This is a genomic window from Sphingopyxis sp. GW821-FHT12F08 (assembly GCF_058806755.1).
The window spans coordinates 37,170-52,659 of sequence record NZ_JBXAQA010000004.1; the positions used below are offsets into that span (position 1 = coordinate 37,170).

11 protein-coding genes are annotated in these 15,490 nt (G+C 65.1%); 6 read left to right on the forward strand and 5 right to left on the reverse strand.

Translation table 11 applies throughout. The features are described from left to right. Window positions 1-173: 173 nt before the first annotated feature. A complete protein-coding gene (locus tag AC1RNQ_RS12090; protein WP_493171400.1) occupies window positions 174-1,955 on the forward strand; it encodes an NACHT domain-containing protein in 1,782 nt (593 codons plus the stop codon). 62 nt (window positions 1,956-2,017) lie between these two features. Here the strand turns inward: AC1RNQ_RS12090 and AC1RNQ_RS12095 are convergent, their stop codons facing one another. The 4 genes from AC1RNQ_RS12095 to AC1RNQ_RS12110 form a co-directional block, all read right to left on the reverse strand. Beyond that, window positions 2,018-3,343 carry an amidohydrolase gene (locus AC1RNQ_RS12095; RefSeq protein WP_493171401.1) on the reverse strand — a complete coding sequence of 442 codons (1,326 nt, stop codon included), beginning with the start codon at window positions 3,341-3,343 and terminating at the stop codon, window positions 2,018-2,020. 149 nt (window positions 3,344-3,492) lie between these two features. Beyond that, the gene (locus tag AC1RNQ_RS12100; RefSeq protein ID WP_493171402.1) at window positions 3,493-4,149 is read right to left on the reverse strand and encodes a DUF4893 domain-containing protein; all 657 of its coding nucleotides are present in this window, start codon (window positions 4,147-4,149) and stop codon (window positions 3,493-3,495) included. A gap of 260 nt (window positions 4,150-4,409) precedes the next feature. After that, window positions 4,410-5,195, reverse strand: a complete 786-nt coding sequence (locus AC1RNQ_RS12105) for a 3-hydroxybutyrate dehydrogenase (RefSeq protein WP_493171403.1) — start codon at window positions 5,193-5,195, stop codon at window positions 4,410-4,412. Window positions 5,196-5,228: 33 nt separating this feature from the next. After that, a complete protein-coding gene (locus tag AC1RNQ_RS12110; protein ID WP_493171404.1) occupies window positions 5,229-6,383 on the reverse strand; it encodes a patatin-like phospholipase family protein in 1,155 nt (384 codons plus the stop codon). Between the two features lie 147 nt (window positions 6,384-6,530). Here AC1RNQ_RS12110 and ypfJ point away from each other — a divergent pair, with 147 nt between their 5' ends. Genes ypfJ through AC1RNQ_RS12125 form a run of 3 tightly spaced genes read left to right on the forward strand, consistent with a single transcriptional unit; the run spans window position 6,531 to window position 9,354 of the window. Beyond that, window positions 6,531-7,436 (forward strand): KPN_02809 family neutral zinc metallopeptidase, encoded by a 906-nt coding sequence (ypfJ, locus tag AC1RNQ_RS12115; RefSeq protein ID WP_493171405.1) that lies wholly within the window; start codon window positions 6,531-6,533, stop codon window positions 7,434-7,436. Then, a complete protein-coding gene (locus AC1RNQ_RS12120) occupies window positions 7,409-8,695 on the forward strand; it encodes a metal-dependent hydrolase family protein (protein WP_493171406.1) in 1,287 nt (428 codons plus the stop codon). The genes ypfJ and AC1RNQ_RS12120 overlap by 28 nt, the downstream gene beginning before the upstream one ends. After that, on the forward strand, window positions 8,692-9,354 hold the full coding sequence (locus tag AC1RNQ_RS12125) for a hypothetical protein (RefSeq protein ID WP_493171407.1): 663 nt from the start codon (window positions 8,692-8,694) through the stop codon (window positions 9,352-9,354). Before AC1RNQ_RS12120 ends, AC1RNQ_RS12125 begins: the two co-directional genes overlap by 4 nt. Before the next feature lie 215 nt (window positions 9,355-9,569). On the opposite strand, the gene AC1RNQ_RS12130 is transcribed toward AC1RNQ_RS12125, so the two are convergent. Then, entirely contained in the window at window positions 9,570-10,259 is a 690-nt protein-coding gene (locus AC1RNQ_RS12130; protein WP_493171408.1) for an HPP family protein, read from the reverse strand. 152 nt (window positions 10,260-10,411) lie between these two features. Here AC1RNQ_RS12130 and AC1RNQ_RS12135 point away from each other — a divergent pair, with 152 nt between their 5' ends. Both AC1RNQ_RS12135 and AC1RNQ_RS12140 read left to right on the forward strand, forming a co-directional pair. Further along, the gene (locus AC1RNQ_RS12135) at window positions 10,412-12,478 is read left to right on the forward strand and encodes an alpha/beta hydrolase family protein (RefSeq protein ID WP_493171409.1); all 2,067 of its coding nucleotides are present in this window, start codon (window positions 10,412-10,414) and stop codon (window positions 12,476-12,478) included. Window positions 12,479-12,548: 70 nt separating this feature from the next. Further along, window positions 12,549-15,452: a valine--tRNA ligase gene (locus AC1RNQ_RS12140; protein WP_493171410.1), complete on the forward strand. Its 2,904-nt coding sequence runs from the start codon at window positions 12,549-12,551 to the stop codon at window positions 15,450-15,452. Window positions 15,453-15,490 lie beyond the last annotated feature (38 nt).

Here is a 15,490-nt window from a genome sequence, read left to right on the forward strand (position 1 = left end):
TGAAATACGCCGATTAGATCGATGATTGCTCTCGATTGTAGAGGATTGCCATGAGCGCGCGATGAGCGGAGATGATCACTGCCACGAACAATGAGGGGGTTACAGCCCTTGCCATAGATCGGCAGCGGGAGTCGTCGGAAACCCGCGGTAGAGGGAGTAGAGGGAGGAGACAGATGGGCGCAAGCGGTTCGAAGGCATGGAAGCAGCTCAGCGGCGATCTGCTCGCAGCCGTGGAACGCGACTTTGAGCGTGCAACGCTCCCATTGCTCCGCATCTTCTGGCCCCAAATGATACAGCCTCGGGGTCTCGCCGCTTATGACAAAGCGGGTGTAGACCTCGTCACTTTCAATGATGAAGATCGGATAGAATGCGCAGTTCAGTGTAAGGGCTTTTTCAAGGTCGAGGGTCTCGCCGACGACCAATTCAGCCAAATCGCCAAATCGATCACCAAATTTCGGCGGTCGGGTCTCGTCGCCGAAACCTTTGTTCTGCTGCACAATCAGGACGGTCGCAACAAAGCAGTCGCGGCAAAGATCGACGAGGCGCTCGAAGCTCTCGTTGACGACGGGATAGTCACCAAAGTCGTGCATTGGGACAGGTCCGCGTTTTTGAAAGCGCTCGAGGCGAAACTCGCCGAGATGGTGAGCGAGCGCATCTCAGAGCAATCGACGCTCATGTTGACGCAAATGGACGCCCAATTTCGATATGGCCGAACTTATATTCCCGATGTTCCGGTTAGTCATGAGAGATTAACCTTGGTGCGCGGGAACGCCCCCCTGATCGGCAAGGTTCGCAACAAACATAAGATTAGCCGCGTCGCTGATGCTCTGATAACCGCGAAAGGGCGTTGGACTTTGCTGCTTGGCCTTTTTGGGGCGGGCAAAACGGCTGCGGCGCTCCACGCGGCTCGTTCCTCTCCCCGCAACATCCTCTATGTCCATGCAGGCAGCCTTGGCGACGCCATCTACCACGGTACCAACGCCATGATGGCGCGCATTCTGGATGCTCTGGCAATATTCGGAGATTTCGACGACGACGAACGTGCAATCTTCGGCCGCCTCGCATCGCCTACACTACGCCAGATGTTGAGCCGCAGCGATGGTGGAACCGTGCTGATCATCGACGCGCTAGACGAGAATCACTTCCTCGGCTCTCCCGCGTCAGTGACCAAATTGGCGAACGCGCTGTCCGAGCTGACTTGCCCAGTTGTGCTCGTTACGCGGATCGAACATTTCCGTTCGACATTCGGAAATTTCGACCATCTGTTCGACGAGTTATCGACAAAGAATGGCGGCATGGATGCTATCCCGTTGCTTACGCTCGATCCTTGGGAAGAAGAACAGGTCAAGCATCTTGTCGTAGCCTGCGCAGCTGAGGAACCAGACAATCCGGCGCTGGCTGCCTTCGCCAGCGAAATTGTCGAAGGACGAAATGGGGGGTGGCCGGCCGAGTTACTTGGCCATCCCCTATTCCTGCGCATGATTATCGACCTTGCCGCCGAAGGAGTGGCGCCCTCGATCAATCCATCCGAGTTGGTGGGCAACTGGATTTGGCGAAAATTGACCCGCGATCTCAAATCCAATCGTGCGCTGCCAATACATGTGGTCGATCGCAACGACTTTATCGAGAAGATGGAAGAGGCGATGAAGCGCGTCGCAGCGGCAATGTTGGTCAACGACAACGGAACGCATGAACTCGCCGAAACTCTCCCATCTGACCAAGTGACCGCAATTATTGAAGGCGTGCTTGGTGTGACTGGCCTCGACCTCTCGCGGGCGATTGCGGTGTCGCTTCTAGTGCCGACCGACGCCCGCTTCCGCAAGGCGGTACCAGTGCGTTTTTCGCATCGCGCGTTCCAAGAATACTACGTTGCGCGCCATGTTGTCGATGCGGCTTTGAATCCCGCACTTTTCCCCGCTACAGTTCAAGCACTGCTGCTAGATTTGAGCCAATAGAACGATTGGGAACTGCCCCAAATTTGACCGCCAAGCATGGCTATTTGCAACTTCACACCCCCTCACTTCCCCATCAACTTCATCGCCATCCCCGTCAGCGCCTCGGTTGCGGTTTCGATCACCGTGTTCGCCTCGGGCGCCCAGAAGGGCGAGTGGAGGCTCGGCAGGGTCTTGCCCGCCTTCTTCGCCGCGTCATATTCCGCCCGCGGGACACCGCCGACCCAGATGATCAGGCTCTTCACATCTTTGTTCGCGTCGCGCGAGTAGCGGCTGAAATCCTCGCCGCCCATCACCGGGGGCATCTGCGTCACGCGCGCCTCGCCGAAGCGCGTCTTGAGGAACGCCGCCATTTCCTCGGTGAAATCGACGGTGTTGAAGGTTGCGGGGGTATATTCGTCCTTCTGCACGCTCACCACGGGCATGCGGTCGTCAGGCATGCCTGCGGCGATCGCCTCGCCTTTCGCGATGCGCTCGATCCCGCTCAGCAGGTGCGCGCGCACCTCGTCGGTGTAGCTGCGCACGGTCAGTTGCAGCCGCGCCTCGTCCGAGATGATGTTGTGCTTGGCGCCCGCGTGGAAGCTGCCGACGGTCACCACCGCGCTGTCGAGCGGGCTGATCTCGCGCGACACCAATGTCTGCAGCGCGCCGACGATGCGGCTCGCGAGCACGATCGGGTCCTTGGTCGTCTGCGGATAGGCGCCGTGGCCGCCGACCCCCTTCACGAGGATATCGACGCTGTCGACATTGGCGAGCGCATAGCCCGGCGTATAGCCGATCTGCCCCGCGGGAAACTGCGCCGCGTCGTGGAACGCCAATGCATATTGCGGCTTGGGAAAGCGCGTGTAGAGCCCGTCATCGAGCATCATGCGCGCGCCCGCGCCGCGTTCCTCGGCGGGCTGGCCGATCATCACCAGCGTGCCCGACCATTTGTCCTTGTTCGCCGCCATGCGCCGCGCGACGCCGACCCAGGCGGTCATATGCGTGTCGTGGCCGCACGCGTGCATCACGCCGGTCTCGACGCCTTCCTTGGTCGTGACGCGTATCTTCGACGCGCCGGGGAGGCCCGTCTGCTCGATCACCGGCAGCCCGTCCATGTCGGCGCGCAGCAGCACCACCGGGCCGGGGCCGTTCTCCATCACCGCGACGATGCCGGTGCCGCCGACCTTTTCGGTGACCTTGAAGCCCAGCTTGCGCGCCTCGGCGGCGAGGATGCCCGCCGAGCGCACCTCCATGAAGCTGAGTTCGGGGTTGGCGTGCAGATCGGCATAGATCGCCATCAGCGACGGCATGTCCTTCGCGATCTCGGCCTTGATCGCCGGGCCGGCATCCTGCGCCGCCGCGGGCGCCGCAAATGCCAGCGCCGCGACGCCTGCCCACAAAATCCGCATCTTATTCCCCTGTCTCAAAGCGTTATAGGCCCAACCCAATCCGTTCGTGTCGAGCGAAGTCGAGACACGCTTGGGGAGCGCATGCCTTCGCGTATCTCGACTTCGCTCGATACGAACGGGTATTGGGGGGCTGGTTTTCAGAATAATTGTCAGCCCTCCGGCACCAGTTCGATCACGTCGACCAGCGATTCATAGGCCGGCGCGGGCAGCACCAACCGCCAGCGATGGTCGCCGATCCGCTCGACCAGCCCCGCCATGTCGCGCATCCGGTCGCTGCCGTAACTCACCGCCAGCTTCTCGTCGCCGAGCTCGAGTGTGCCGAGGAACACCTGCCGGTTCAGATTGTCGGGAAAGATCAGCCCCACGGGCCGCTGCGAGCCCGTCAGCTTGACCAGGCTATACAGCCCCTGCTCGGCCGACACGCGGCAGCGGAACCAGCCATAGGCGACATAGCCCAAAGTGCCGCCACGCTGCGATCCGACCTTGATCGTGCGGCATTTGTAATCGCCCGCGGGCAGATGCGGGTTGGGCAGCGCCGCGGTGGGGTGCAGCAATATGCCCTCGCGGTCGATCTGCGGCCCGAAACCCTTGGCGCGCGCATCGGCGAGCGCGGCTTCCCAGCTCGAATACCAGTTCCGGATGCGCGTCTTGTCCTGCTCGGTCGCGGTCGCGCGCCAGCTGCCGTCCGACGCGGGCGGCGACGGCGGTCCGTCGGCGACCGAGCGCGGCACCGGCGGCACCGTGTTGCACGCGGCGAGCAGCGGTGCCGCCAGCGCGGCGAGGATGAACTTGTTGCGACCCCACATATCCGTCTCTCCAGTCCGGTTCGTGGTTAACCTTAGGGGGCGAAAGGAAATTGCTCAAGGCCGTCACTCCCTCCCCCTTGACGGGGGAGGGATGCGAAGACCTGGCGGCTCGCCGCCCAGTCGAAGCTGGGAGAGGGTGCGCGGTCGCTATGCGACCGCAAGAGTCCTTGTCCGAAGACCCCTCATCCAACTGCGGCTAGCTCGCTTCGCTCGCAAGCCTCCGTATCCTTCTCCCGCAAGGGGAGAAGAAGGCAGTCTGCCTATGCCGCAGTCCACCCCCCATCGACGCTCAAATTCGCGCCCGTGATATTCGCCGCCTCGTCGCGCGTCAGGAACGCGGCCAGCGCCGCGACCTGGTCGATCGTCACGAACTGCTTGGTCGGCTGTCCCGCGAGCAGCACGTCGTTGATCACCTGCTCGCGCGTCATGCCCCGCGCCTTCATCGTGTCGGGGATCTGGTTCTCTACCAGCGGCGTCCAGACATAGCCGGGGCTGATGCAGTTCACCGTGATCCCCGCATCGGCAACCTCGAGCGCGACGGTCTTGGTCAGCCCCGCCAGTCCGTGCTTCGCGGTGACATAGGCCGATTTGAACGGCGAGGCGACGAGCGAGTGCGCCGACGCCGTCCCGATGATCCGACCCCAGCCCTTTTTGCGCATCCCCGGCACCGCGTGGCGGATCGTGTGGAACGCCGCGGTCAGGTTGAGCGCGATGATCATGTCCCATTTCTCGACCGGGAAGGTCTCGACCGGCGAGACGAACTGCATGCCGGCGTTGTTCACCAGGATATCGACCCCGCCGAAATCCGCGTCGGCGCGCGCGAACATCGCCTCGATGGCGTCGGGCTTGGTCAGGTCGGCGCCGTCATAGGCCGCCTTGCCGCCGTTGAGCACTTCGAGCGCCGCACGCTCGGCCTCGATCGCCGCGGCCTCGCCGAAGCCGTTGATGATGATGTTCGCGCCCGCCGCCGCAAAGGCCTTGGCGATGCCGAGCCCGATGCCCGAGGTCGAGCCGGTGATGAGGGCGGTTTTGCCTTTCAGGTGCATAAGTTGTCCTTCGTATCCTGGGGGAGATAATCGTCAATTTTCAGGGAGTTGTTTCGGTTTCAAACCGTCAGGCTGCACCGCGAAGCTGTTGGAACGCCCCTCGGCGATACTTTCCGCGAGCAGATGGCCGTCCTTCATCGCCGCCTCGACCGCTGCGCGCCCCTGCGCCCAATTGGCCTCGACCGCCGCGCGCGAGAATTCGAAATCGCGCGCGCCCGTCTGCCATTTCAAGGGATTATGCACCAGCTGCACGACATTCAGCGCCTTGCAGTCGACCATCTTGCGCACCGCCTTGACCTCGGCCAGGTCGAGCACGTTGGGCGGCAGTTTCGCCAACATCCGGTCGATCAACCGATGCTCCTTCCGCCGCCGCACCAGCCCGTCCGAAATCCGCCGCGTGCGGCTCGAATAGCGGATGTCCTTCTCGCGCGACCAGGCTTCCTCCAGATCATGCGGCCGTGATCCACGCGCCGGGAACAGGTCGACCTGGAACACCAGCATATCCTCGGCCGCGGCCTCGACGACATATTCGAGCGGGGTGTTCGACACGAGCCCGCCGTCCCAATACCAGGTGCCGTCGATCTCGACCGGTGGCAGCCCGGGCGGCAGCGCCCCCGAGGCGAGGATATGCCGCGCGTCGATGCGCTCGCACCGCGTGTCGAAATAGCGGAAATTGCCCGTCTCGACCGCGACCGCGCCGACCGACAGCCGCACCTTGCCGTCATTGAGCCGGTCCCAGTCGACCAGCCGGTCGAGCGTTTCGACCAGCGGCGCGGTGTCGTAGAAGCTCACCGCGCCCGGCGTCTGCCGCTCGGCGAGCGCGGGCGGCGGCCAGCGCGGGGTGAAGAAGCCCGGCACCCCGAACGCCATCACCTGCCCCGCCGCGGCGAGGTGGCTCCACTCGCGCGCCGCATCATTGTCGGGGATCGGCCACGACGGCAGCGCCGAGGACACGCCGTCCCAGAAGGTGCGGAGCTTGCCCACCGCCTCGTCGCGCTTGTTGCCCGCGACGATCGCGGCGTTAACCGCGCCGATCGAAATCCCCGCGACCCAGTCGAGCTCGATCCCCAGCTCGATCAGCGCCTCGTAAACCCCCGCCTGATAGGCGCCGAGCGCGCCGCCGCCCTGCAACACCAGCACCACGAGGTCGGGCAAGGGCAAGGCGGCTCGGGCGGCGCGGCGCGGCATGGACTCGGGTCATCCTTCGGTTGGGGGGCGGCCCGATTGGTGCACCGCAACAGAGCGCAATGCAAGGCGCAGGATCGAAGCCTCTTCCAATTGCGCCATGCTGCTGCCACAACCGGGCCAGACAAATTTTGCGCTGGAGACCCCCATATGCGCCTCGACGATTATGATCCCGGCGACGATATCCGCGACCTCGGCCGTGGCGGCGGGGGTTTCGGCGGCGGCGGGGGCGGCGGCATGGGCGGGCTGCTCATCGGCCTGCTGCCGATGCTGCTCGGGCGCAAGATGGGCTGCGGCACGCTCCTGCTGCTCGGCGTGCTCGCCTTCCTCTTCTTCGGCGGCGGCATGAACCTGCTGTCGGACGGCGGCGGCACCGCCGATCCGCAGGCGGGCAGCCAGAGCGGCGCCAATGTCGCCTGCGACACCGCGGCGGAGAAATTCGCCTGCAACGTTTTCGGGTCGACGCACCAGGTGTGGGGCGAGCTGATCAACGGCTACCGGCGCCCGACGCTCAACTTCTTCACCGACAGCAACCGCTCGGGCTGCGGCGCGGCGCAGGCGGCGATGGGGCCCTTCTATTGCCCTGCAGATCAGGGCGTCTATCTCGACACCGCCTTCTTCAACGAGCTCGCGAGCCGCTTCGGCGCCGCGGGCGACGCGGCGCAGGCCTATGTGGTCGCGCACGAGGTCGGCCACCATATCCAGACGATCAGCGGCACCTCCGACGAGGTACGCCGCGCACAGCAGCGCGCCTCGCAGGCCGAGGGCAACGCGCTGCAGGTGCGCATGGAGCTGCAGGCCGACTGCTACGCCGGCGTGTGGGCTGCCAAGGCGCGCAACGCCTCGGGCCAGCCGGTGGTCGAGCCCGGCGATATCGAGGAGGCGATGCGCGCCGCCAATGCGATCGGCGACGACACGCTGATGCGCTCGGCAGGCCAGCGTCCGGTCCCCGAAAGCTTTACCCACGGCACCAGCGAGCAGCGCATGACCTGGCTGCGCCGCGGGCTGCAGACGGGGGATCCGCGCCAGTGCAATACGTTCGACGCCGCCATCTGATCGCCACACTCGCGGCGACCCTTTTGGCATCGGCGCCGGTCTCGGCCGAAACCGTCTATATCGAGGCGGGGCGGCTGATCGACGGCATCTCGAACGAGGTGCGCACGGGCCAGTGCATCACGGTCGAGGGTGAGCATATCAAGGCGGTCGCACCCTGTGGCAAGGCGCCCGATGGCGCGACGATCATCGACTGGTCGGGCTATACCGTGCTGCCCGGGCTGATCGACCTCCACACGCATCTCGCCGATCTCGGCCAGAGCGCCGACCTCGCCGCGCCGATCAAGGCCTCGCCCGCCGAGACAGCGCTGGTCGGCGCGCGCAACGCGCGCGTCACGCTCGACGCGGGCTTCACCAGCGTGCGCGACGTCGGCGCCTATCGCGGGCTGACCGACGTGACCTTGCGCAACGCGATCGACCGCGGCGACGTGCCGGGCCCGCGCATGTGGGTCGCGGGTGCTTACCTCACCATCCCCAAGGGTGGCGGCGAGCTCAACGGCGTCGTTCCCAATGAGCAATTGCCGCCCGACATGCGGCTCGGCGTCGCCGCGACGCCCGAAGAGGCCGCTGCGAAGACCGCCTGGCTGCTCGATCATGGCGCCGATTTCATCAAGGCGATCGCGACCGGTGCGGTGCTCGCGATCGGCACCGAGCCCGGCGCGCCCGAGCTCACCCCCGAGCAGCTCAGCGCGATCGTCAAGGTCGCGCATGCCCGCGGAAAGCGCGTCACCGCGCACGCCCACGGCGCGATCGGCATCCGGAATGCGATTCTCGCCGGGGTCGACAGCATCGAACATGCCAGCCTCGCCGACGAAGCGACGCTCCAGCTCGCGAAGAAGCACGGCACCTGGCTCGCGATGGATATCTACAACGGCGACTATATCGAGGATGTCGGCACCAAGGAGGGCTGGCCCGCCGAATATCTGCGCAAGAACCGCGAGACCACCGACGCGCAGCGCGCAGCGTTCCGGCGCGCGGTCGAGCTGGGCGTGAACATCGGCTATGCGACCGACGCCGGCGTTTACCCGCACGGGCTCAACGCGCGGCAGTTCCAGGGCATGGTCAAATATGGGATGACCCCGATGCAGGCGATCCGGTCGGCGACAGGCCGCGCCGCCGAGGAAATGGGCCGCGCCGACGTCGGCGCGATCGTACCCGGCCGTTATGCCGACATGGTCGCGGTCAAGGCCGACCCGCTCGCCGACATCGGCGTGCTCGAAAGGATCGACCATGTGATGAAGGGCGGAGCGCTGGTGCGATGATCCGCGCGCTGGCCGCCGCGGCGCTGCTCACGGCCCCGATCCCCGCGATGGCGCAATATGACGGCGACTGGGTGTGCAGCGCGAGCGTCAAAGGAAGCCGCGGCGCGCAGGTCGATGTGGTCGCGCAGGTCGACAGCGAGGGCGAGATATGGTCGCGCTCGGTGAGCTGGACGCCGCCGATGCTCGACGCCAGCAAGCCGCAATATCGCGATCTCGACAGGCCGGGGCTCAGCCTTATCTACGACGATGCAGAGGCGGATGCGATCGGCGAACTGACGAGCGCGATCGGCGATGTGTCGAGCGTCGGCGGCCCCGTCGGCGCGCTCCGCGACCTGACTTTGCTCGTGATGATCGACGGCGGCGCCAGCTGGACGACCGAACTCGAACCCTTCGGCGTCGCGCAGCAGATTGGCGGAAGCCCATACCGCTACGCCTCAGCGGAGATCGACGACACCGACTGGGACGGCAATCCCTATGAGTTGTTCGAAGCCGGCGGCATCGTGACCCTGTCGCTGCAGGACGCGGTCGGCCGCCCGGTGGCGCAGGCGCGCTACGACGTCGGCGCAAAGGCCGAGCGCGACCGCCTGTTCCGCAGCGCGTGGCGCAAGGCCGAGCGGATGGCGAAGAGCCGCAAGGGGTGCGACAAGGCGAGCGAGTAGGGCCGAGCTTTCAGAAGGACCGCTTTCGGGCAGGAGGGGACGTTTAGCTCCCCTCCCTGAAAGGGAGGGGCTGGGGGTGGGTTTGCCGCCGAAGGCGGTGCTCTTCCTTCTTGCTCGCTGCGCTCGCTGCGCTCGCTACCCACCCCTAACCCCTCCCTAGAAGGGAGGGGAATGGCGTAGATCCACCCAAAACCGCCATGACCGCAACGGCGACTCTACCCCTTGCCCACCCGCGCTGCCGCATGCACCTCGGCGCGCTCGAGCAGCAGCGCCAGATCCTCGCGGCTGATATCGAAGGTTTCGCCGAGATCTTCGAGCGCGGCGTCGATATCGGCCATCTGCACGCCGACCGGCGCAGGGACCGGCGGCTTGCCCTCGACCGGACGCGCGCGATGCGGATAGCTGTGCCCCGAAAAGCGGTGGAAGAAGATGCCGATGCCGACGAGCACGGCCGAATTGATCAGCACCGGCACGAAGAAATCGACGATATGGCTCCCGATCGCGGACCAACCGAGCACTGCGCTCAGCGCCACCGCGCCGCCCGGCGGATGAAGACAGCGCAGCAGCGACATCACCAGGATCGCGGTCGCAACGGCGAGCGCCGCCGCGAGCGCGGGCGTGGAAACGGCATTGGCGACGAAGATGCCGACGATCGCCGCGATGCTATTGCCGCCGATAATCGACCAGGGCTGCGCGAGCGGGCTCGACGGCACGGCGAACAAAAGCACCGCCGACGCCCCCATCGGCGCGATCAGCCAGGGCATCGACGCCGGAAACAAAGCTCCGCAGATTAGCCCGGCAAGGCCGATCCCCAGCAGAGCGCCCGCGCTGCCGATCATCCGGTCGCGCAGGCTCGCGCCGGCGAGCAGCGGTTTGAACAGGCGACTCGGCCCCGATTGGGTCACAGGCTTCTCCTTCGGTCGCGGGCCGATGCCGTGAAGCCGGCCGATTTGCCAGACAAGATTGATTGGCCGGTCGGCAGGGCTTCTTTCTTCGCCGCGCGGCAGCGACACCGGTTCGACCTTGAACCCGCCCGCCGCATCGCTAAAGCCGTTGCATGCGTAACTTCATCCTGCCCAGCGCGATCGCGCTCGCCGCCGCCCTTTCCACCCCCGCCGCCGCCCGGCCGATGACCGAGGTCGATTTGGCGACGCTGGGGCGCATTGCCGCGCCGACCGCCTCGCCCGACGGACGCTGGGTGGTCTATCAGCTGACCGAGACCGCGCCCGAGAGCTACAAGCGGGCGACCGGGCTGTGGCTCGTCGACCGCAACGCCAAGGATGCGGCACCGGTGCGCGTCGCCGATACCGCCGACAAGAATGAGAGCGCCCCCGCCTTCCACCCCGACGGCAGCCTCTATTTCCTCTCGAACGCCTCGGGCAAGAGCCAGATCTGGCGCGCCGACCCCAAGGCCGGCGGCGCTGCGACGCAGGTGACCGACACCAAGGCCGACATCGAAGGCTTCAAGATTTCGCCCGACGGCGGCAAGCTGCTCGCCTGGGGCGACATTCCCCGCGAATGCACCGATTTCGGCTGCGACGCCAAGGACAAGGGCGAGCTTCCCGGCCCCGGCACCGGCCGCCTCTACAAGGATGAAAGCGGCTTCGTGCGCCACTGGGACAGCTGGGAAACCCCCGGCACCTACAGCCGCCCCTTCGTCTTCAATCTCGAAGGCGGCAAGGCGACGGTCGCGCGCCCGGTCGATGCCGGCCTCACCGGCGACAGCCCGTCGAAGCCGTTCGGCGGCGGCGAGGAACTGGCGTGGGGGCCCGACAGCCGCACGATCTTCTTCACCTTGCGCAAGGCCGACAAGGACGAGCCGACCTCGACCAATCTCGACATCTACAGCTGGCTGGTCGACAGCCGGATGATGCCGGTCAATTTGACCGCCGACAACCAGGCGACCGACACCCTGCCCGCCCCCTCGCCCGACGGCAAATGGCTCGCCTACGCCGCCATGGCGCGCCCGGGCTACGAGGCCGACCGGCAGATGCTGATGCTCCGCGACCTTGCGACCGGCGAGACGCGAAAGCTCACCGACGCTTGGGACCGCTCGGTCGCCTCGATCGCCTGGGCGGCGGACGGCAAGGCGCTCTACGTCACCGCGCAGGACGTGCTCGACCATCCGGTCTTCAAAATCGACGCGAAAAGCGGCAAGGTCGAGAAGCTGAAGGCGACGAGCGAGGAGTTTGAGGGCAATATCGGCGACGTCACCCCGCTTGCCGGCGGAGCGCTCCTCTATTCGCGCAACAGCGTCGCGGTGCCGACCGACCTCTGGACACGCGATGCCAAGGGTAAGGTCATGCGCCTCACCGACGTCAACCGCGCCCAGATGGCCGAGATCGATCCCGTCGATGCCAGGCGCTTCAGCTTCAAGGGCGCGAACGGCGACACCGTCTGGGGGCAGATCGTCAAGCCCGCCGATAGCAAGGGCAAGATCCCGGTCGCCTTCCTCGTCCACGGCGGCCCGCAGTCGAGCTTCGGCAACGGCTGGTCGACGCGCTGGAACCCGCGACTTTTCTCGGCGCCGGGCTATGCCGCGGTGACGATCGATTTCCACGGCTCGACGGGTTACGGACAGGCCTTCACCGACAGCATCAAGCAGGATTGGGGCGGCAAGCCGCTCGAAGATCTGAAGCTCGGCCTCGCCGCGGCGGGCGCGACCGACGCCAATGTCGATACGGCGAACGCCTGCGCGCTCGGCGGCTCCTATGGCGGCTATATGATGAACTGGATCGCGGGCAACTGGCCCGACGGCTTCAAATGCCTCGTCACCCACGCCGGCGTCTTCGACCTGCGCGCGATGGCGTTCGAGACCGAGGAGCTGTGGTTCGACGAATGGGATCATGGCGGCCCCTGGTGGCAGCGCACGGACCCCGAGAAATGGAACCCGGTCAATCACGTCACCAAGTGGAAGATCCCGACGCTGGTCATCCACGGCGAAAAGGATTTCCGCATCCCCTATAGCCAGAGCCTCGCGGCGTATAATGCGCTGCAACGCCAGGGCGTCGAGGGCGAATTGCTGGTCTTCCCCGACGAGAACCACTGGATCCTGAAGGGCCAGAACAGCGTGCAATGGTATCAGACGGTGTTCAACTGGATGGGCAAGCACCTCAAAAAGTAACGAACCGAGGGGGCGCGGTGGTCCGCGCCCCCTTGCCGCCTCGCGCCGCGGCTGGCAAAGGCGCGCGGCTATGCCGATGGAAAAAACCTTCGATCCCGCCGCTATCGAGGCGAAATGGGCCCATGAGTGGGAAAGCCGCGGGCTGTTTCGCCCCGCGCGTCCCGATGCAACGCCGTTCACGATCGTCAACCCGCCGCCGAACGTCACCGGCGCGCTGCACATCGGCCATGCGCTCGACAACACGCTCCAGGACGTGCTGGTCCGCTACGAACGGCTGCGCGGCAAGGATGCACTCTGGGTCGTCGGCATGGACCATGCCGGTATCGCAACGCAGATGGTCGTCGAACGCCAGATGGAAGAGCGGCAGGACAAGCGCACCAACTATTCGCGCGAGGAATTCGTCGAAAAGGTGTGGCAGTGGAAGGGCGAAAGCGGCGGGCAGATCACCGGCCAGCTCCGCCGCCTCGGCTGCTCGATGGACTGGAGCCGCGAGCAGTTCACAATGGACCCGCATTTCACTGCCGCGGTGGTCAAGGTCTTCGTCGACCTCCACAAAAAGGGTCTGATCTACCGCGACAAGCGCCTTGTGAACTGGGATCCGAAGCTCAAGACCGCGATCTCGGACCTCGAGGTCGAGACGCACGAGGTCCAGGGCGGCTTCTGGCACTTCAAATATCCGCTCGCCGACGGCGTCACCCTCGACGACGGGCGCGATTATATCGAGGTCGCGACGACGCGCCCCGAAACGATGCTCGCCGATATGGCGGTCGCGGTGCACCCCGACGATGCGCGCTACAAGAGCGTGATCGGCAAGGACATCCTCCAGCCGATCACCGGCCGCCGCTTCAAGATCGTCGCCGACGAACATGCCGATCCCGAACTGGGCAGCGGCGCGGTAAAGATCACGCCGGGGCATGATTTCAACGACTTCGACGTCGGCAAGCGCGCGGGCTTCAAGCCCGGCGAGATGCTCAACATGCTCGACGGCGACGCGAACGTCATCCAGACCGCCGACGGCCTGATCCCCGCCGAATATCTCGGCCTCCACCGCTTCAAGCGCGACGGCAAGGATGGCGCGCGCGAGCTCGTCGTAAAGCGGATGAAGGAAGGCGGCTTCCTGATCCCGCATGTCGACAAGGACGGCGGCGAGCATGACGCCGAGCCGCGCACGATCCAGACGCCGTTCGGCGATCGCGGCGGTGTGGTGATCGAGCCCTGGCTGACCGACCAATGGTATGTCGACGCCGAAACGCTGGCGCAGCCGCCGATGGCGGCGGTGCGCGACGGGCGGATCAATATCGTGCCCAAGACATGGGAAAAGACCTTCTTCAACTGGATGGAGAATATCCAGCCGTGGTGCGTCTCGCGCCAGCTCTGGTGGGGACACCGGATTCCGGCTTGGTATTGTGCCAGCAAGGAAACTACCGAGGCTGAGATAGAGCGGTTAAAGAGTGCTGCTCCGGGCGATGACGTAAACCTCGACTTTTTCTGGAGCGTTTTCGATCGAGAACACACCATCGTTGCGTTGGACGACGACGCGGCGCGGAAAGCGGCTGCGGAGTATTATGGCGTAAGCGAGAGCGAAATCAGTTTTGCATCGGATTCATACGGGCTCGAACCGATCAAGCCTTACACTCTCGAGCGCGACCCCGACGTCCTCGACACCTGGTTCTCCTCCGCGCTCTGGCCCTTTGCGACGCTCGGCTGGCCCGAGAGTACCGACCTTCTGAAGCGCCACTACCCCAACGACGTCCTGATCTCGGGCTTCGACATCCTCTTCTTCTGGGATGCGCGCATGGCGATGCAGGGGATGGAGTTCATGGGCGACGTGCCGTGGAAGACGCTCTATCTCCACGGCCTCGTCCGCGCGCCCGACGGCGCGAAGATGTCGAAGTCGAAGGGCAATGTCGTCGATCCGCTCGGGCTGATCGACCAATACGGCGCCGACGCGCTGCGTTTCTTCATGTCGGCGATGGAAAGCCAGGGCCGCGACATCAAGATGGATGACGCGCGCCTCGCGGGTTATCGCAATTTTGCGACCAAGCTGTGGAACGCCGCGCGCTTCTGCGAAGCGAACGGCATTTCGGCCTCGACCAGCTTCGAGGCGCCCGCCGCGACGCTGCCCGTCAACCGCTGGATCATCGGCGAGGTCGCGGACACCGTTGCGGCGATGGAGACGGCCTTCGCCGCCTATCGCTTCGACGAGGCCGCCAACGCGATCTACAGCTTCGCTTGGGACCGCTTCTGCGACTGGTATCTCGAGCTGATCAAGGGCAGCATCGACGACGAGACCAAGGCGGTCGCCGGCTGGGTGCTCGACCAGATTCTCGTCATGCTCCACCCCTTCATGCCCTTCATCACCGAAGAGTTGTGGACCGGTCTCGGCGACCGCGCCGATTATCCGCTGATCACAGCCAAATGGCCGAAGCCCGGGGCGCGTGTGGATGTGGAGGCCAAGGCTCAAATTGAGCGAGTTATCAATTTGATCTCCGCGATACGAGCCGGGCGTGGAGAATTGAACGTCCCTCCAGCAGCCAAATTGCGGCTCTCTGTTCAAGGCCCCGAGCATCAAGTTTTACCGGAGTGGATTGAACGAAATAAGCCAATGATAGAACGTCTTGGTAGAATATCTGAAATTACTGCATCGCAACCAATCGAAATCACGATTGGCCTAGGTACAGATAACTACGAAGCTAGACTGCTTGCGCAGCGCGGCGCGATGCAGATCGTTTCAGATGGCTTGACGTATGTCATCCCGCTCGAAGGCGTCATCGACATCGCCGCCGAGCGCGACCGGCTGAGCAAGGCGCTCGCCGCCGCGGTCAAGGAACGCGACGGTCTCGCCGGGCGGCTGAACAACCCGTCGTTCGTCGAGCGCGCCAAGCCCGAAGCGGTGGAAAAGGCGCGCGCCGACCATGCCGCGAAGGAGGCCGAGGCCGACCGCCTGACCGCCGCGCTGGCAAGGCTGGGGTGAGCGACACCGCAAATTCCTCCCCGCTTGCGGGGAGGTGG

Bases quoted from the DNA above. Each gene is read 5' to 3' on its own strand.
- AC1RNQ_RS12090 (WP_493171400.1), top strand. From the start codon at position 174: ATGGGCGCAAGCGGTTCGAAGGCATGGAAGCAGCTCAGCGGCGATCTG.
- AC1RNQ_RS12095 (WP_493171401.1), bottom strand. From the start codon at position 3,343: ATGCGGATTTTGTGGGCAGGCGTCGCGGCGCTGGCATTTGCGGCGCCC.
- AC1RNQ_RS12100 (WP_493171402.1), bottom strand. From the start codon at position 4,149: ATGTGGGGTCGCAACAAGTTCATCCTCGCCGCGCTGGCGGCACCGCTG.
- AC1RNQ_RS12105 (WP_493171403.1), bottom strand. From the start codon at position 5,195: ATGCACCTGAAAGGCAAAACCGCCCTCATCACCGGCTCGACCTCGGGC.
- AC1RNQ_RS12110 (WP_493171404.1), bottom strand. From the start codon at position 6,383: ATGCCGCGCCGCGCCGCCCGAGCCGCCTTGCCCTTGCCCGACCTCGTG.
- ypfJ (WP_493171405.1), top strand. From the start codon at position 6,531: ATGCGCCTCGACGATTATGATCCCGGCGACGATATCCGCGACCTCGGC.
- AC1RNQ_RS12125 (WP_493171407.1), top strand. From the start codon at position 8,692: ATGATCCGCGCGCTGGCCGCCGCGGCGCTGCTCACGGCCCCGATCCCC.
- AC1RNQ_RS12135 (WP_493171409.1), top strand. From the start codon at position 10,412: ATGCGTAACTTCATCCTGCCCAGCGCGATCGCGCTCGCCGCCGCCCTT.
- AC1RNQ_RS12140 (WP_493171410.1), top strand. From the start codon at position 12,549: ATGCCGATGGAAAAAACCTTCGATCCCGCCGCTATCGAGGCGAAATGG.